A 17,946-nucleotide genomic window follows, 5' to 3' on the forward strand; every position below is an offset into this window, starting at 1 on the left:
CGGCGGCCCGCCGCTGCTGATGTACTTGCTGCCGCAGCGGATGGAAAAAATGCTGCTGGCGGGGACCACGGTCGTCTATTTCGCCATCGTCAACTTCGTCAAGCTGGTGCCCTATTTGTGGTTCGGGCAGATCGATGCGACCAACTTCAGCCAAGCCCTGATTTTAGCCCCGCTCGCTCCGTTAGGCATCTGGATCGGCTATTGGCTGACCAAGCGGATGGACAGCAAGACCTTCTACAAGCTCAGCCATATCCTGCTGCTCGTCGCAGGGCTGAAGCTGACCTACGACGGTTTGCAGGGTTTGGGGGTATTTTAGGCCGAGAGCGTCCGCCGCACGCAGTCTTTCCAGCCCGCATATTTATGGGCGCGGACCTCCTCCGGCATTTGCGGGGTGAAGCGGCGGTCGAGTGCCCAGTCGCCAGCGAACCCATCGAGATCGGGATAGAGGCCCGCTTGCCGCCCGGCGAGATAGGCCGCGCCCAAAGCGGTGGTTTCCAGAATAACGGGCCGGTCGACCGGGGCGGCCAGCAGATCGGCCAAGAATTGCAGCGTCCAATCGCTCGCCACCATGCCGCCATCGACGCGCAGCACGGTTTCACCGCCTTGGGCATCGGCCCAATCGCCGCGCATGGCTTCGAGAAGATCGCGGGTTTGATAGGCGACGGCTTCCAGCGCTGCCCGTGCCAGTTCCGCCCGCCCGGTGCCGCGCGTGAGGCCATAGATCGCGCCGCGCGCATTGCTATCCCAATAGGGTGCGCCGAGGCCGACAAAGGCCGGGACCAGATACACGTCTTCCTCGTCGGACGCGGTGGCGGCGAGCGCGCCGGTTTCGGAGGCCGAGGCGATGATCTGCAAGCCGTCGCGCAGCCATTGCACCGCCGCGCCCGCGATGAAGATCGAGCCTTCCAGCGCGTAGGTGCGTTTACCGTCCAACTGATAGGCAATCGTCGTCAGCAGCCGATTGCGCGAGATCACGCCCTGGTCGCCGGTATTCAGCAGGGCAAAGCAGCCGGTGCCATAGGTGGATTTCAGCATTCCTGGCTTAAAGCAGGCTTGCCCAACGAGCGCCGCCTGCTGGTCGCCCGCAATGCCTAGAACGGGAATGGCCGCGCCGAACAGGCTGGGGTCGGTCACGCCGAAGGGCGCGGCGGAATCCTTCACCTCGGGCAAGCCGCTGCGCGGCACCTGGAAGAGCTTCAACAGCTCGTCAGACCAGTCGCCGGTATGGATATTCAGCAGATTGGTGCGCGACGCGTTGGTCGCATCGGTGGCATGCACGCGCCCGCCGGTGAGCCGCCAGAGGAGGAAACTATCGACCGTGCCGAAGGCGAGTTTTCCGGCCTCCGCATCGGCGCGCGCGCCGGGGACGTGATCGAGAATCCAGGCGATTTTGGTCGCCGAAAAATAGGAATCGATGCGCAGGCCCGTGCGCGCCTGCACTTCCACCGTATGCCCGTCGCGCGTGAGTTGGGCGCAGAGATCGGCAGTGCGGCGGTCTTGCCAAACAATCGCGTTATAGGTGGCTTTGCCGGTGGCGCGGTCCCACACAAGTGTAGTTTCGCGCTGATTGGTGATGCCGATCCCGGCGACCTGCGCGGCCTCGACGCCCGCTTTTACCAAGCAGGCCTTGCACGTGGCGACGACGCTCGCCCAGATTGCTTCGGGGTCATGCTCGACCCAGCCGGAGGCCGGGAAAATCTGGGGGAACTCTTGCTGGGCGCTGGCGACGCTGCGCCCCTTGGCATCGAACAGAATTGCCCGGCTGGACGTCGTGCCTGATCGATTGCGAGAATATAGGTTTGCACGCCTGCCCCCATGATGGTCCTCCCTAAACCCGCGCCCCGTGTTCGAGTGTCGCGGGGAGAGAATTTATCGCTAAAAGCCTGTGAGGCCAGAGAAAATTCTACCCGCGCAGCAAATGGCTCAGCGCGGGCAGCGCCAGCGACGCGCCGGAGAGGAACAGCAGGCAAAACACCCCGCGCCGAAACACTAAGGGCGAGACCGGCGGCGGGAAGTGCCGCGCCAGGGCCGTCGATCCCATCACCACTGGAATCGCCAGCAGGCACGGTGCGTAAGCCGCGCTCGGAATATTCCCCATCAGCACGACCAAGCCTAAGCGCAACATGGCGTTCAGACCGAAGACGGCGACCAGGGTTTCCCGAATGACCGGAATCGGCAGCGGCTGGCGGTAGAAGTGATAGACCAGCGGCGGCCCTGCGGTGGAAAACATCCCGCCCATCAACCCCGACAGCGTGCCGAAGAAGATCGTCTTCAGCGGCCCGGCCAAGGCTTGCGGCCCTTTCGACGGCAGCGCGAGTTGAATGCTGGAGAGGATCGTCACGCCGCCCAGCAGGAGCTTCAGCGCCTGCACCCGCGTATCGGCCAGCCATTCCAGCAGCAGATAGCCAATCGCCAGCGCCGGGAGCGAACTCAGAACAACGATGATCCAGGGCCGTTTTGCTACATGCTTCCAGCCGCCGGTCGTCAGCATTTGGCTGGCGTTGGTGAAGGTCAGCAGCCCGACGAAGACCGCCGCCTCGGGCAAGGGCAGCGCGCCGATCAGCGCCACGCCCGCCATCGTCACAAGCCCGAAGGCGAAGCCGGTGACGGTTTGCAGATAGGCGGCGGCGGCGGTGATAAGGAGAAAGGCGGTAAGCTCGAAACTACTCATACCAGCGCCGTCAGCCCCCGGAACAGGGCGGCAAAACTGCTATCGCGGCGGTAGAAAATCGCGGGCTCGCCCAAGGGGGCGGGAATGCTGATATCGGCCCCGCCGTCAAAGGTCGCGCCGCTCCACACATGCACCCACTCGGCCCCTTGCGGCAGATGCAGGTTGCGGGTTTCCGTGCCCGCCTGCCAGACCGGGGCGACCAGCAGATCAGGGCCGTAGAGATAGGAATCTTGGACCGCGTAGCAGGCGGCATCTTCTTCGAAATGCAAAAACAGCGGGCGCTGCACCGGCAGCCCGGTTGCGACGGCGTCGGCGACCAAGCTTTTCAGATAAGGCACCAGATGCACCCAGAGTTTCACCATGCGGGCGAAATGGGCCAGCACCTGCGGGTTTTCGTCCAGTTGCAGATTATCGCGCGGGCGGTTCCCTTCGTGGGTGCGCATCACCGGCGTGAAAGCCGCCATTTCCGCCCAGCGCATCAGCAGTTCCGGCGTGCGCACATTGCCGAACAGGCTCGTGTAACCGCCGATATCGCTATGGTGATAGGCATTGCCGAGCAGGCCGGAGGAGAGCGCGCCGCTCATAACGGTCACAAGCCCGTCGTGGCGGGAGAAATCAACCGATTGATCGCCCGCCCATAAGAGCGGGCAGTGCGCCTGCACCCCCGTAAACCCGGCGCGCATGAAGAAGAGCGCTTCCCCGGTTTGGCCGCGTTTGGCGACGGCGCGGGCGTTCACTTCCGCCCAAAGGGTTGGCCAAGCGTTATGCATCAGGCGCGCGTCGATCCCATTGGCGAGATGCACGTCGATGGGCAGATACTCGCCGAAATCCGCCATCCAGCCCGACAGGCCAAAATCGAGCATATTTTGCCCGATCACCTTTTCTTCGAACCACGCACAGGCGGCGGGATTGGTGAAATCGATAACGCCGCAGTCGAACTCGCCAAAATCGACGAGGGCGGTTTTGCCCACCGCGTCTTTGGCGAAATAGCCTGCCGCCTCGGCCTCTTCGAACAGCATCCCGTCGTTGCACAGGTAGGGGTTCACATAGCCCATAAAGCGGATGCCCTCGGCCTTCAGCACCGCGATTTTCGCTTTCAGGTTAGGGTAATGCTGTTCGTTCGCCCGCCAATCCCAGAACAGACGCTTGCCGAAGGAGGTTTCGCGCAAGCCCACCCAATCTTCGCACCAGAGTGCCGAAACCGGTACCCCGGCGGCGCGGATTTTCTCCAGCCGGGCAAAGGAGTTATCACCGTCCTTCAGGCCGATGATTGCGCCACTGTAGACCCACTCCGGTAGCGGCGGTTGCCGCCCGAAGCGCTCGGAAAGCTGGCTGACGAGCCCGGTGAAGCGATCCGCCGCGAAAAGCTCGATCCGCGCGGGCACGGCCCAGGCTTCAAGCTCGTGATAGTCGGGATGGCGGAAATCGAAGGCCGAATAGGCGGTGGTTTCAAAATGCAGTGCGTATTTGCGCGACGACAGATACGTCGGCTGCGGGTAATTGGTGTTCCAATAATCGCCGCCCGCCTTGCCCATCACATCGGCTTTGAAAGTGATTTCACTGCTTTTGTCGCGCCCCACGCCGGGCTCGGAGGTCCAGAGCGGAAAGCGGCGGCCCTTGAGATCGAAATACGACATTTGCTCGCCGCCGCCCCATACATGCTCGCCCGCCTCGGCAAGGATGCGCAGCCAGAAGCGGTTGAGGCTGGGGTCAGCGACGGTCGGCACGATCTGGTTGCCGATAATTTTAAGCGTCGCAAGCGGGGCCACCCCTTCGGCGACGGCAAAAGTAATGCGCCAGCCGATGCTGTCTTCGGCGACAGTTGCGACGGGTAGGGGGAGGCGCGCGGTCAGCGTATCCTCGATGTCGAAATTGCCCCGAACCATATCCATCCGCGCGTCCCCGTGCCCGACGAACAGGCAGGGGGCAGCGGCGCGGTGGCGCAGGATCAGACGGCCCCCGAGGGTAAGATCGAAGCCATCGGGCAGGGCAAGAACGCGCATAGGAAAGTCTCTCTAATTCTGAGTAAGGCCAGCGTCGACGATGAAATTCGCGCCCGTGCAGCCGCCGCTTTCGTCCGACGCCAAGAACAGCGCCATGCGGGCGATGTGGGTGGCGTCGAGCCGGAATTTCAGCGCCTGTTGATCGATGAAGCGCTGGTTCGTCTCAGGGGTCAGCCATAGGGCTTTTTGCCGCTCGGTGAGAATCGCACCCGGTACGATGCAGTTCACGCGGATGCCGTCCGGCCCTAATTCCCGCGCGAGGGTGCGGTTCAGCCCGTTGATGGCGGCTTTGCTGGTGGTATAGGCGACCATCCCCGGCATGCCGCGCATCCAGGAGATCGACCCGAGCAGAATCACCACGCCGCTGCCGCGCGCCTTCATACCCGGCGCGACAGCCTGGGTGGCGAAAAACTGGTGGTCGAGGTTGAAGGCCAGCATGCGCCGCCACGCTTCGGGCTCGACCTCGTCCATCCCCTGCCGGTCGTCCTTGCCGGCGTTATTGATGAGCGCATCGATTCCGCCCAGCAGGCTTTCGACCTGGGCTACCGAAGCGCGCAGGGCGGCAATATCGGTAAGATCACAGGCCACGAAGCGTGCGCCGGTTTCGGCGGCGAGCGCTTGGCCTGCGGTTTCGTTGATATCGAGGAACGCCACCGCCGCGCCTTGCGCCACGAAAGCCCGCACCATTTCTTCCCCGATGCCCGACGCGCCGCCGGTAATCAGCACGCGGCGGGCTGCGAGCGAGCGGTAGGCAACCGACTGATAGGTCATACTGCGCTCCTAATAAACCGAGGCGATGGGGCCGGTAGGGGCAGGGGCGGCCCCGCGCAAACCGCCGAGCCATTCTACCGCGCGCCCGGTCATCATGCCCAGGTCCGACGCGATGGCGGCGTAATCATAACCATAGCCGAGGAAGCGTTGAACCATCTCCGGCGTCGGGCCGACGATGCCGATGGGTTTGCCCGCCGCTTTGGCCGCTTTTGCCGCGAAGGCGATCAGCGCCTGTACCTCGTCATGACCAATATTGCCGATGAAGCCCATCGCCGCCGACAGATCGCCGGGGCCGACGAAGAGGGCATCGACCCCCGGCACCGCCGCGATTTCCGGCAGGCGGGCGATAGCTTCCGGCGTTTCCAACTGCACGATCACGCAGGCCGCGTCATTGGCGGTTTTCAGATAGTTCGGGATTTGCCCATAGGCGGAGCCGCGATGGACGGCGGCGACCCCGCGCACGCCTTCGGGCGGGTAGCGCGTGTAGGAAACGGCGGCCTGGGCTTCCTCCGGCGTTTGGATGAAGGGGAACATCAGCGTCCGCCCGCCCGCATCCATCACCCGCTTCACCAGCACCATATCGTTCCAGGCGAGGCGAATGACGGGCTCGGCGGCCGTGCAGCCGACGGCGCGCAGAAGATGCGCCATATCGCTCACCTCGATCGGCACATGCTCCATATCGACGACCAGAAAATCGAACCCGACATGGCCCATCGCTTCGGCGGTCGAAGGGGCTGCCGTCATCAGCCAGGTGCCGAGCGGGGGGGATGCGGGCGGCGTTTGCAGCCAGGACTTGAAGTGATTCTGAAGCGCGGGCATCGGCTATCCCTAGAAAATCACCGGGTCGGGCACTATGGCCGTTCCCGAGAGGAAATCGAAATCGCAGCCCTCATGGGCCTGGGAGACGTGGCGCTGATAAAGCGCCGCAAACGAGCGCTCATATTGATAGGCCTTCGGCACCCAGGCGGCTTTACGCCGGGCGATTTCGGCGTCATCGACCAGCATATCGAGCGTGCCAGCAAGCACATCGAGCTTCACCAGATCGCCGGTTTGCAGCAGGGCGAGCGGCCCACCCACGGCGGCTTCCGGCGAGATATGCAGAATGCAGGTGCCGTAATGGGTGCCGCTCATCCGCCCGTCGCACAGGCGCACCATATCGCGCACGCCCTGTTTCAGCAGCTTTTTCGGGATTGGCAGATTACCCCATTCCGGCATGCCCGGCGCGCCCACCGGCCCGGCGTTGCGCAACACGAGAACGTGATTTTCGGTCACGTCCAAATCGGGATCGTCCAGCACCCGGTTCATCTCGCCGGGATCGTCGAACACCAGGCGGGGCCGGTATGCTGCAAGAATTTTTGGTTGGCGGCGGAAGATTTCATCACCGCGCCATTGGGGGCCAGATTGCCCTTCAACAGCGCCAGCGTGCGGCCTTTTTCCAGCGACACCACGGGGTTATCGAGCCCGCGAATCACATCATCGTTCCAGCACGGCGCGTCTCCGAGACTATCGCCCAAGGTGCCGCCGGTCACGGTGCGCGCCGACAGATCCAGATGGTCCGCCACCTTCGCCAAAAGGGCCGAGAGCCCCCCTGCGAAGTAGAAATCTTCCATCAGATATTCGCCGGAGGGAAATAGGTTGGCCAGCACCGGAATCCGGCCCGCCATTGCGTCCATATCCTCCAGCGTCAGGCTAATCCCCAACCGTCGCGCCATTGCCACCAGATGCACGGCGGCATTGGTGGAACCGCCGAGCGCCATATAGGCGACCAGCCCGTTGAGGAAGCTGGCGCGCGTGACGAAGTCGGACGGTTTCAAATCCTCCCAGACCATCTCCACAATCCGGCTGCCGCAGGTCGAGGCCATGCGCGGATGGCCACTGTCGCAGGCGGGCAGGGACGAGGCACCGGGGAGCGTGAGGCCCATCGCATCGACAATCGAAGTCATCGTCGAGGCGGTGCCCATCGTATTGCAGGTGCCCGCCGAGCGGGTCATGCGGCTCTCCAGATCGACCCAATCGTCTTGGGTGATGCTCCCTGCGCGCAATTCATCCCAATATTTCTTAGTATGGGTGCCCGCGCCGGTTTTCTGGCCGCGCCATTGCCCGTTCGACATTGGCCCCGCCGGGCAATAGATGACCGGCAGATCGACCGAAAACGCCCCCATCAGCAGGCCGGGGGTGGATTTATCGCAGCCGCCCATCAGCACCGCCCCGTCGATAGGGTGGGAGCGCAAGAGTTCTTCCGCTTCCATCGCGAGGAAATTGCGGTAGAGCATCGTCGTCGGCTTCACCATCACTTCGCCGACCGAGAGCGCGGGCAGTTCCACCGGATAGCCGCCCGCCTGCCACACGCCGCGCTTCACCGCCTCGGCGCGCTGGCGCAAATGGGCGTGACACGGGCTCATCTCGCTCCAGGTATTGAGAATGCCGATGACGGGCTTGCCGAGAAACTCCTCCCGCCGCATCCCCATCTGCTGGGTGCGCTGGCGGTGCGCAAAGCCGCGCATGTCATTGGAGGCGAACCAGCGCTGACTGCGCAAGCTTTCGAGCGGGCGGCGGCTCATGTCGATTCGGCTTTCTCCGGCGGGTGTTTCGGTGCCTTAATAATAGCGCTATGATACGTGACTCACAAGGCTCATTCTCTGATTGTCTTGACGATAGTGCGAGAAAAGGGAAAGATAGATGTGCCATGAATAATAGCGCTATTAATCAGGATTCTCCCGACGCCGAACCGCGCGTGCGCCGCCAACGTCGAAAAATGCAGCGGGTGACGATGATGGATGTGGCGCGGCGGGCGGGGGTATCCTCCTCCACCGTGTCGCTGTATTTGCGCAAACCCGACGCGGTTTCGCCCGCCGCCAGCCAGGAGATCGCCCAGGCCATTGAGGATTTGGGCTATGTGCCGAATTTGGTCGCGGGCGGGCTTGCGGCGGCGGGGAGCCGGGTAGTGAGCGTTATCGTGCCCTCCATCCGCAATGCCTTCTTTGCCGAAACGGTGGCCAGCCTGCAAACCGAGCTTGCCGCCGACGGGTTGCAAGTGATGCTCGGTCACTCGGAATATTCGGAACATGACGAGGAAGCGCTGATCCGCACCGCCCTCGCTTGGGCACCGGCAGCCGTGGTGCTCACCGGGCTCAACCATAGCAAAGCCGCGCGCAAGCTACTCGCGGGCGGCGGCGTGCCCGTAATCGAAATGTGGGAACTGGGCGGGCAAGCGCCGATCGATATGGCGGTCGGCTTCTCCCACGCGGCAGTCGGGGCGACGGCGGCGCGACATTTCGCCCAACAAGGGTTTACGAGCCTCGCCTTCCTCGGCGCGCGCCTATCCCAAGACCGCAGGGCCGCCGCCCGCGCCGAAGGCTTTGTCGCCGAAGCCCTGCGCCTTGGCCTGCCCGAACCGCAAATCCTCAACCACCCGGCCCCCGCCACCGCCGAAGCCGGGGCGCAACTGCTTGGGCTTGCCCAAGCCAGCCCCTCGGAGTTTCAGGCGGTCGCCTGCTCCAACGATCTCATCGCCCTCGGCGTTCTGTTCGAATGCCAACGGCGCGGCGTCGCCGTCCCCGGCGATCTCGCCGTCATGGGCTTCGGCGATCTCAGCTTCAGTTCCACCAGCAACCCGCCGCTGACCACCATCCGCCCTTCCGGCGACCTCATTGGTCGCGAAGTCGCCCGCCTCATCAAAGCCTGCGTTCACGGTGCGCATCCGTCGGAAACGGCGCGGATCGTCGATACGGGGCATCTGCTGGTGGAGCGGAAGAGTGGGTAGGGGGTGGGGCGCTCCGGGGGAGCCGAATTAGGGGTTCCCCCTATGACCCCAGCCAAGGGCTCGCCCTTGGCAATCCCGTTAACTGCTCCCGATGTTTTCCGTAATATATTGTTATTACTGTAAAAAACGAAATCGGTTTCCAAAGGGCAAGCCCTTTGGCGGGGGCGTCGGGGGCAGAGCCCCTGACATTCTCAACTCAATCCATACGGCAGCGCCCCCCGATGATCGTGGCTCACCGTGAGTTTGCGCTTGAGCGGCGGCATCGCGCGGCTGGGGCATTTGGTGCGCTCGCAGATCCGGCAGGAGATGCCGATCGGCTCGAAGGCGGCGCGGTTACCGAGGTCGAGGTCGTCGGCGTAGACGAAGCTGTCGGCGTAGGTGATTTCGCAGCCTAGGGCGAGGGCGTAGCGCGGTTGAACGGCCCGGAAGCCACCGCTGCCCTTGCTGGTTTGGGCGGCGAGGCAGAGGTAGCGCGCGCCGTCTGGGGTTTCGGCGAGTTGGCGGATAATGCGGCCAGGGGTTTCGAAGGCTTGGTGGACGTTCCAAACCGGGCAGGCCGCGCCAAAGCGGGCGAACTGAAGCTTGCTGGCGCTATGGCGCTTGGTGATGTTCCCCGCGCGGTCGATGCGGGCGAAGAACATCGGAACCCCCTTCAGGCCGGGGCGTTGGAGCGTGCTGAGCCGATGGCAGACTTGCTCTAGCGAGGCCCCAAAGCGCACGGCCAGCAGGTCGAGATCGTGGCGCAGGGTGCGCGCGGCGGTCAGGAAGGCGCGGTAGGGCAGTAGCAGCGCACCGGCGAAGTAATTATAGAGGCCGATGCGGCAAATCTCGGTGGCTTCTTCGGTGCGGAACCCTGCCGCCGTGGCGATGCACTGAATGGCCTCGGCGGCGTAAAGCTGGGCAATCTGGAAGGCGATTTGAAAATCGCGCGTTGGCGTCGGTGCGTAGGGGTTGGAGGGTAAGCAACCGGGCGCGCGGCATCATAGTGGCGCAAGGTCTCTTCCCCCGCCGCGCCCCGGACGACGCGCACGGAGAAATTTTTTCTCCAGAAACCCGGTGAGAATGGCGTGATTGTCGCCTTCGCCCAGGCTGAGGCTTTCTGCCAGTTTTTTTCCGCCATTACGTCGAGATCGTGGATGTAATTATCGACGAAGTGGAAAAAGTCGCGCACTTCCTCATAGGGGGTGGTTTCGGTGAAGGCGGTGGCCCCGCCTAAGCGATCGTCGAAGCTGGCAAGCTGTTCGCTATTGCGCCGATAGGCTTGGTGGCAGGAGATCAGCGCGTGGGCAAGGCCGGGGGCATTTTGAACCACCAGCTTCAGTTCCTGCGCGGTGGGGGAATAGGTTTCGAACAAGGGGTCCGAGAGGGCTTCGGAGAGGGCGGAGAGTAGCCGGTCGCCTTCGCCGCTGGAGAGTTCGGCAATATCGATCTGGAATTTTTCGGCTAGCGCCAGCAGCACCGCCGCCGAGACCGGGCGCTGATTATTCTCGATCTGATTGAGGTAGCTGGTGGAAATGCCGATCCGTTCGGCGAACTGGGCTTGCGTCGCCTTCGTGCCGTCGCGGATTTCGCGCACCTTGCGCCCGATGTAAAGTTTCCCGATCGCCATTTCGCAAATTCGCAATTCACTGTTTGCGTTTTTATAACTTCCACAGTGTCACCTCATCAAGCTTTCCTTTCGGCCCGGTTTGGCCTACTCCGAAGCGACAGAGTTGGGGGTTTACAACCAACCCGAGTTTAGGGAGGAAAAGCCATGCGCGCGGTCCTAGAGCAGTTGGAAGCACGACGGGCCGAAGCGCGGGCAGGCGGGGGCGAACGCCGCGTTGAGGCGCAGCACGCCAAGGGTAAGCTAACGGCGCGCGAGCGGCTGGATGTGCTGCTCGATGAAGGCTCCTTTGAAGAATACGACATGTATGTGACCCACCGGGCCACCGAATTCGGCATGGCGTCGCAGAAGGTGGCGGGCGATGGGGTTGTGACCGGCTGGGGCACGATCAATGGTCGGCAGGTCTATGTCTTCAGTCAGGATTTCACTGTTCTCGGCGGCTCCTTGTCGGAAACCCACGCCGAGAAAATTTGCAAAATCACCGATATGGCCCTGCGCAATGGCGCGCCGATCATTGGGCTGAATGATTCGGGCGGCGCGCGCATTCAGGAAGGCGTTGCTTCCTTGGCGGGCTATGCCGAAGTGTTCCGCCGCAATGTCGATGCCTCGGGGATCATTCCGCAGATTTCGGTGATTATGGGGCCGTGCGCGGGCGGGGCGGTTTACTCCCCGGCGATGACGGACTTTATTTTCATGGTCCGCGATAGCTCCTACATGTTCGTGACCGGGCCGGACGTGGTGAAGACCGTCACCAATGAAATCGTCACGGCGGAAGAATTGGGCGGGGCCAGCACCCATACGCGCAAATCCTCGGTGGCCGATGGGGCGTTTGAGAACGACGTGATCGCGCTGGAAGAGGTGCGGCGGCTGTTCGATTTTCTGCCGCTGAACAACCGCGCCAAGCCGCCGGTGCGCCCGTTCCACGACGACCCAAACCGCCTGGAAGCGCGGCTCGATACGCTGATTCCCGATAGTTCCACCAAGCCCTACGATATGAAGGAACTCATTCTGGCGCTGGCCGATGATGGCGATTTCTTCGAAATCCAGCAGGATTTTGCTAAGAATATCATCACCGGCTTCATTCGAATGGAAGGCTCGACGGTCGGCGTCGTCGCCAATCAGCCGATGGTGCTGGCCGGGTGTTTGGATATCGACTCGTCCCGCAAAGCCGCGCGCTTCGTACGGTTCTGCGACGCTTACTCCATTCCCATTCTCACGCTGGTCGACGTGCCGGGCTTCCTGCCGGGCACCGCGCAGGAGTATGGCGGGGTGATTAAGCACGGCGCGAAACTGCTGTTCGCTTATTCGGAAGCCACCGTGCCGATGGTGACGCTGATTACCCGCAAACCTACGGCGGCGCTTACGATGTGATGGCCTCCAAGCATATCGGCGCGGACATTAACTATGCCTGGCCGACGGCGGAAATCGCCGTGATGGGTGCGAAGGGCGCGACCGAAATTCTCTACCGTTCGGAATTGGGCGACCCGGAGAAAATCGCGGCGCGCACCAAGGAATATGAAGCGCGGTTTGCCAACCCGTTCGTGGCGGCGGAACGCGGCTTTATCGATGAAGTCATCATGCCGCACTCGTCGCGCCGCCGCATTGCCCGCGCCTTTGCCTCGCTGCGCCATAAGGATGCGGAACGGCGCTGGCGCAAACACGATACTATTCCTCTGTAATCCAGAGGATCGAGCCGAGGGGGAGGCCCTTGCCGCTGCCGTCCCGACTGCGCCGATCAAGAGCGCGGCGGGGCGGCAGGCCCGGCGGGGGTCGCATATAGAACAGTTTCGCGGGAGCGGCAGGCTAGATGATTAAAAAAAATCCTTATCGCCAATCGCGGTGAAATCGCCTGTCGCGTGATCCGCACGGCTAAGAAAATGGGGATTGCGACGGTGGCCGTCTATTCGGATGCCGACCGCGACGCCATGCATGTGCGGGAAGCCGACGAGGCGGTGCATATCGGCCCGGCCCCCTCGAACCAATCCTATATCGTCATCGAGAAGATCTTGGACGCGATCCGCCAGACCGGGGCCGATGCCGTGCATCCGGGGTACGGGTTTCTCTCGGAAAACCCGATCTTCGCCGAAGCTTTGCAAAAAGAGGGGGTGACTTTCATCGGCCCGCCGGTGCGCGCGGTGCAGGCGATGGGCGATAAGATCACCTCGAAGAAACTGGCGGCAGAGGCGGGGGTTTCCACGGTGCCCGGCCATATGGGTTTGATTGCCGACGCCGACGAGGCCGTGCGCATTTCCCAAGGTATCGGCTATCCGGTGATGATTAAGGCCTCGGCGGGCGGTGGCGGCAAGGGTATGCGCATCGCCTGGAACGATATCGAGGCGCGCGAAGGCTTTCAATCATCCAAAAACGAAGCCCGCGCCTCCTTCGGCGACGACCGAATTTTCATCGAAAAAATTCGTGACCGAGCCGCGCCATATCGAAATTCAGGTTTTGGGCGACCAGCATGGCACGGTATTGTATCTGGGGGAGCGCGAATGCTCCATTCAGCGCCGCAATCAGAAGGTGATCGAAGAAGCGCCGTCGCCGTTTCTCGACGATGCAACGCGCAAGGCGATGGGCGAACAGGCGGTCGCGCTGTCGAAAGCCGTGGGCTATTATTCGGCGGGGACGGTGGAATTCATCGTCGATGCCAACCGCAATTTCTATTTTCTCGAAATGAACACGCGGCTCCAGGTGGAGCATCCGGTGACGGAACTCATCACCGGCATCGATCTGGTAGAACAGATGATCCGAGTGGCGTCGGGCGAAAAGCTCAGCTTCGGCCAGGACGATGTAAAACTCACCGGCTGGGCGATGGAAAGCCGCCTTTATGCCGAAGACCCCTACCGCAATTTCCTGCCCTCCATCGGGCGGCTGACGCGCTACCGCCCGCCGGTCGAAGGCCCGCAGCCCGATGGCACCATCGTCCGCAACGATACGGGCGTGTTCGAGGGCGGCGACATCTCGATGTATTATGATCCGATGCTTGCCAAGCTCTGCACGTGGGGGCCGGATCGTCTGACGGCGATTGAGGCGATGTCGGTGGCGCTCGACACGTTTGAGGTGGAAGGCATCGGCCATAATCTGCCGTTCCTCTCGGCGGTGATGCGGCACGACCGTTTCCAGGCCGGGCGGTTGACGACGGGCTTCATCGCCGAAGAATTCCCCGAAGGCTTTAAGGGCGTAACCCCAAACCAAACCGAAGCGCGGGCGCTGGCCGCGATTGCGATCGTCATCAATCAAGCAGTGCAGGAGCGCGCGGCGGATATTTCCGGCGCGCTCTCCAACCATCGCCGCGTTGTCGGGCGGTCCTGGGTCGTGACCCTGGGCGAACATCGCTTTGCTGCTACTTTCGAGCCGCGCCAGGATGGCGCGCTGGTAACGCTGGAGAATGGCCCCACCCTGTCCGTCGCGAGTGATTGGACGCCGGGGCGCAGCCTTGCGCGTTTCACCGTCGATGGGGCACCGCTCGGCGTAAAGGTTGATCTGGTGCCGGGCAACGGCTTGCGCCTCCGGTTGCGCGGGATCGATCTGGTGGCGCGCGTTCGCAGCCCGCGCAGTGCGGAGCTTGCCGCGCTGATGCCAGTGAAACTGCCGCCCGACACGTCCAAAATGCTGCTCTGCCCGATGCCCGGCGTGATGACGGCGATCAATGTCACCGTGGGCGAAGCGGTCGAGGCGGGGCAAGCCTTGGCCTCGGTGGAAGCGATGAAGATGGAAAATATCCTGCGCTCCGAACGCACGGGCGTCGTGAAGCGCATCGCGGTGGCCGTGGGCGAAAGCCTTGCTGTGGATGAACTCATTTTGGAATTCGAATAGGCGCACGGGAGGCAGGCATGACCGAGAAGAAAACCGTGCAGGATTGGGACACGCTCGCCGAAAAAGAGTTGAAGGTTTCGCCGCACACCCTGATCTGGCACACGCCGGAAGGCATCGACGTTAAGCCGCTCTACACCAAGGATGATCTGGCCGGGATCGAAACTCTCGATGGCTTGCCGGGCTTTGCCCCCTTCCTGCGCGGCCCGCGCGCCACTATGTACGCGGGCCGTCCCTGGACCATTCGCCAGTACGCGGGGTTTTCGACGGCGGAAGAATCGAACGCCTTCTACCGCAAGAATCTGGCCGCCGGGCAAAAGGGCCTCTCGGTCGCCTTCGATCTCGCCACCCATCGCGGCTATGATTCCGATCATCCGCGCGTCGAAGGCGATGTGGGCAAGGCGGGGGTGGCTATCGATTCGGTTGAGGATATGAAAATCCTCTTCGATGGCATTCCGCTTCAAGACATGTCCGTTTCGATGACGATGAACGGCGCGGTGATTCCGATTCTCGCGAGTTTCATCGTCGCCGGGGAAGAACAGGGCGTGCCGCGCGCCGAGCTGTCGGGGACCATTCAGAATGATATTCTGAAGGAGTTCATGGTTCGCAATACCTATATCTACCCGCCCGAACCCTCGATGCGGATCATTGCCGATATTATCGAGTTCACGGCCAAGGAAATGCCGCGTTTCAACTCGATTTCCATTTCCGGCTACCATATGCAGGAAGCGGGATCGACCCTGGTGCAGGAGCTTGCCTTCACCCTGGCCGATGGGCGCGAGTATGTGCGCGCGGCACTGGCCAAGGGCCTGAATGTCGATGAATTCGCCGGGCGCCTGTCGTTCTTCTTCGCCATCGGCATGAATATTTTTATGGAGGCCGCCAAGCTGCGCGCCGCGCGTCTGCTGTGGTCGCGGATCATGGCGGAGTTCGCGCCGAAGAAGGCATCGTCCCTAATGCTGCGCACCCACTGCCAAACCTCCGGCGTGTCGTTGCAGGAGCAAGACCCCTATAACAATATCGTCCGCACCGCCTATGAGGCGCTGGCGGCGGTGTTGGGCGGCACCCAATCGCTGCACACGAACTCATTTGACGAGGCGATTGCGCTCCCGACCGAATTTTCGGCCCGCATCGCCCGCAACACGCAGCTTATTCTTCAGCATGAAACCGGCGTGACCAAGGTCGTCGATCCGCTGGCGGGCTCCTATTACGTCGAAAGCCTCACCAATGAGCTTGCGACAAAAGCCTGGGCATTGATCGAAGAGATCGAGGCGATGGGCGGCATGACGCAAGCCGTGAACGATGGGTTGCCCAAACGCTTGATCGAAGAGGCGGCAACGCGCCGTCAGGCGGCGGTCGATAAGGGCGACGAGGTCATCGTCGGCGTGAATAAATACCGGCTGGAGAATGAACAGCCCATCGATATTCTCGAAATCGACAATAGCGCCGTCCGCATCGCCCAAGTAAAGCGCATCGAAGACACCAAGCGCCGCCGCAACGCGGGTACGGTTGCCGAAACCCTGGCCGCGCTCGAAAATATCGCCCGCACCGGCGAAGGGAATCTTCTGGCCGCTGCCGTCGAAGCCGCCCGCGCGCGCGCGACGGTTGGGGAAATTTCGGACGCGATGCGCGCCGTTTTCGGCAATCATTCGGCGACGCCCCAGGTGGTAACGAACATCTACGGCAAAGCCTATGAGGGCGAGCCGGAAATGACCGTGCTGGTGGAGCGGCTCGAAAGCTTCGCCAAGGAAATCAAGCGCCGCCCGAAGCTGATGGTGGCGAAACTCGGCCAGGATGGGCACGACCGGGGAGCGAAGGTCATCGCCTCGGGCTTCACCGATATTGGGTTCGATGTGGTGGCCGGGCCGCTATTTCAGACGCCGGAAGAAGCCGCCGATATGGCCCTTGCCCAGAAGGTTCACGCCATCGGCGTTTCCTCCTTAGCAGCGGGGCATAAAACCCTATTGCCGCAGTTGATCGAGCAACTGAAGGCCAAGGGCGGCGGCGATATTATCGTGATTTGCGGCGGCGTCATCCCGCGTCAGGATTATCAATTCCTGCTCGATGCCGGGGTGTCGGCGGTCTTCGGCCCCGGCACCAATGTGCTCGACGCGGCCCAGGTTGTGCTGGATTTGATCGCGAAGAAGCCGCGCAATACCTGAGCTTACCCGATAATTCCTTAGCCGGTCCGATCATTCAATGAGGTTATCAACGCCATAACGATAGCCCAACTGGGATAGCAGCCTGAAGTGTTTTAGCCTTCTCGAACATTACACGCTTAGTTCGGGGAGGGTAAAATGCGGCGGAAAATGCATATTGGGGTTCGCGGGCGCTTATGGCTTGCGTTCGGGGTCATCTCGCTACTGCCTGTCCTGGCAACATTGGTTGCTTGGTTGGCCTTCAACACGGCAATGGTGCGGATCGAAACGGTTGCCCGCGACCGCCTGCCGCAGATTGAGGTTGCACTCCAATTGAACGCCCAGGGGGAGCGGCTTGTTGGTCTAGGCATGTCTATGGTGGCAGCCTCCTCGGCTGAGGCGCGCATGCCCCTGATCGCGCAGTTTGAGGCGGAGCAAGCTGAAGCCTTGCGGCTGATTGCGGCTCTCGAGGCCGGTGGCACGGCACCGATTGCCGTCAGAAATATCAAAACCTATCTCGAGGATTTGGTCCGAAATTTGGCTTCGGTCGATGCTGCGAATCATTCGGCTATGGATGCAGATACCCGATTGGCCCAGTCAATGACTAAAGTCGAAATGCTCTTGAGCCAAATCAGCTCCACGGCACTCCAAACTATGGATGGTCGCTCGGATACACAGGCAATTGCGGCCTATGCCCGTGAACTATCGTTGGTCGGCAGGGCATTGCAGCTTCTCAAGAACGGGGACAGTATAGACAATTTGAAGGGCGATTCAAATAAAATTATAGAAAAATTAAATAATAATATTAACAATCTTAATCATCAAGAGAAATTAAAATTCGAAATAATTCTTAATAAATTAAAAATGGTATTGACCGAAGATCCCTTTGAATTACAGCGCACCCGGTTTTTTGATATAGAGGACCGACAGTTGCTTTTGGCATCAAACCATTCGCAAGCCCAATATATTCGCAGGGAAATTAAAAATTTTGTTGATGACGCGCGCGCGAAGGTCGATGAGGCAACGGATGAAGTTAATAATGCGGTTATGCTTGGTATGCGCAGTATGCTTTTCCTGGCGGTTGGGGCTTTGATTTTTGCCGCAGCTTTGGGGTTCTTTTTATGTTAACCGACAAATCGTTGCGCGCTTGCTGAGCATGACCAAAGCCATGCACGCGCTAG

The 17,946-nt window shown here is 61.7% G+C and carries 9 protein-coding genes and 6 pseudogenes; 6 read left to right on the forward strand and 9 right to left on the reverse strand.

Going from position 1 to position 17,946, the window contains the following annotated elements; translation table 11 throughout:
• Window positions 1–316: sulfite exporter TauE/SafE family protein (locus VZ95_RS03890; protein WP_045774712.1), on the forward strand; the 316-nt coding region annotated here is incomplete at its 5' end.
• Here VZ95_RS03890 and glpK read toward each other — a convergent pair.
• The 6 genes and pseudogenes from glpK to araD form a co-directional block, all read right to left on the reverse strand.
• A pseudogene (gene glpK / locus VZ95_RS03895) lies at window positions 313–1,817 on the reverse strand (glycerol kinase GlpK). The gene VZ95_RS03890 and the pseudogene glpK sit on opposite strands and share 4 nt — an antisense overlap.
• 86 nt (window positions 1,818–1,903) lie before the next feature.
• Complete coding sequence (locus VZ95_RS03900; RefSeq protein WP_045774714.1) at window positions 1,904–2,671, reverse strand: TSUP family transporter; 768 nt, start codon at window positions 2,669–2,671, stop codon at window positions 1,904–1,906.
• On the reverse strand, window positions 2,668–4,674 hold the full coding sequence (locus VZ95_RS03905; RefSeq protein ID WP_045774715.1) for an alpha-glucosidase: 2,007 nt from the start codon (window positions 4,672–4,674) through the stop codon (window positions 2,668–2,670). Before VZ95_RS03905 ends, VZ95_RS03900 begins: the two co-directional genes overlap by 4 nt.
• 12 nt (window positions 4,675–4,686) lie before the next feature.
• Window positions 4,687–5,445 (reverse strand): SDR family NAD(P)-dependent oxidoreductase, encoded by a 759-nt coding sequence (locus VZ95_RS03910; RefSeq protein ID WP_045774716.1) that lies wholly within the window; start codon window positions 5,443–5,445, stop codon window positions 4,687–4,689.
• Window positions 5,446–5,454: 9 nt separating this feature from the next.
• Entirely contained in the window at window positions 5,455–6,264 is an 810-nt protein-coding gene (locus tag VZ95_RS03915; RefSeq protein WP_045774717.1) for an HpcH/HpaI aldolase family protein, read from the reverse strand.
• 9 nt (window positions 6,265–6,273) lie between these two features.
• A pseudogene (gene araD / locus VZ95_RS03920) lies at window positions 6,274–8,006 on the reverse strand (L-arabinonate dehydratase).
• Between the two features lie 125 nt (window positions 8,007–8,131).
• On the opposite strand from araD, the gene VZ95_RS03925 reads away from it, so the two are divergent.
• Window positions 8,132–9,208, forward strand: coding sequence for a LacI family DNA-binding transcriptional regulator (locus VZ95_RS03925; protein WP_198148069.1), 1,077 nt, complete (start codon window positions 8,132–8,134; stop codon window positions 9,206–9,208).
• Between the two features lie 191 nt (window positions 9,209–9,399).
• On the opposite strand, the gene VZ95_RS25010 is transcribed toward VZ95_RS03925, so the two are convergent.
• From VZ95_RS25010 to VZ95_RS29110, 3 genes and pseudogenes are all read right to left on the reverse strand, one after another.
• A complete protein-coding gene (locus tag VZ95_RS25010) occupies window positions 9,400–9,927 on the reverse strand; it encodes a helix-turn-helix domain-containing protein (protein WP_198148070.1) in 528 nt (175 codons plus the stop codon).
• Window positions 9,928–9,942: 15 nt separating this feature from the next.
• Window positions 9,943–10,125 (reverse strand): annotated as a pseudogene (locus VZ95_RS29105) (ImmA/IrrE family metallo-endopeptidase); the annotation flags it as partial.
• A 491-nt stretch (window positions 10,126–10,616) separates the two neighbouring features.
• A pseudogene (locus VZ95_RS29110) lies at window positions 10,617–10,817 on the reverse strand (helix-turn-helix domain-containing protein); the annotation flags it as partial.
• 144 nt (window positions 10,818–10,961) lie between these two features.
• On the opposite strand from VZ95_RS29110, the pseudogene VZ95_RS03935 reads away from it, so the two are divergent.
• From VZ95_RS03935 to VZ95_RS03950, 4 genes and pseudogenes are all read left to right on the forward strand, one after another.
• Window positions 10,962–12,493 (forward strand): annotated as a pseudogene (locus tag VZ95_RS03935) (acyl-CoA carboxylase subunit beta).
• Between the two features lie 141 nt (window positions 12,494–12,634).
• Window positions 12,635–14,630, forward strand: a pseudogene (locus VZ95_RS03940) (acetyl-CoA carboxylase biotin carboxylase subunit).
• Between the two features lie 17 nt (window positions 14,631–14,647).
• Complete coding sequence (scpA, locus tag VZ95_RS03945; RefSeq protein WP_045774718.1) at window positions 14,648–16,789, forward strand: methylmalonyl-CoA mutase; 2,142 nt, start codon at window positions 14,648–14,650, stop codon at window positions 16,787–16,789.
• Between the two features lie 135 nt (window positions 16,790–16,924).
• Window positions 16,925–17,893, forward strand: a complete 969-nt coding sequence (locus tag VZ95_RS03950; RefSeq protein WP_156995036.1) for a hypothetical protein — start codon at window positions 16,925–16,927, stop codon at window positions 17,891–17,893.
• Window positions 17,894–17,946 lie beyond the last annotated feature (53 nt).

It is taken from the genome of Elstera litoralis (assembly GCF_000963705.1).
GTDB classification, from domain to species: Bacteria; Pseudomonadota; Alphaproteobacteria; order Elsterales; family Elsteraceae; genus Elstera; species Elstera litoralis.

Coding starts and splice junctions, on each gene's coding strand:
- VZ95_RS03905 (WP_045774715.1), bottom strand. CDS start 4,674: ATGCGCGTTCTTGCCCTGCCCGATGGCTTCGATCTTACCCTCGGGGGC.
- scpA (WP_045774718.1), top strand. CDS start 14,648: ATGACCGAGAAGAAAACCGTGCAGGATTGGGACACGCTCGCCGAAAAA.
- VZ95_RS03910 (WP_045774716.1), bottom strand. CDS start 5,445: ATGACCTATCAGTCGGTTGCCTACCGCTCGCTCGCAGCCCGCCGCGTG.
- VZ95_RS03900 (WP_045774714.1), bottom strand. CDS start 2,671: ATGAGTAGTTTCGAGCTTACCGCCTTTCTCCTTATCACCGCCGCCGCC.
- VZ95_RS03950 (WP_156995036.1), top strand. CDS start 16,925: ATGCGGCGGAAAATGCATATTGGGGTTCGCGGGCGCTTATGGCTTGCG.
- VZ95_RS03915 (WP_045774717.1), bottom strand. CDS start 6,264: ATGCCCGCGCTTCAGAATCACTTCAAGTCCTGGCTGCAAACGCCGCCC.
- VZ95_RS03925 (WP_198148069.1), top strand. CDS start 8,132: ATGAATAATAGCGCTATTAATCAGGATTCTCCCGACGCCGAACCGCGC.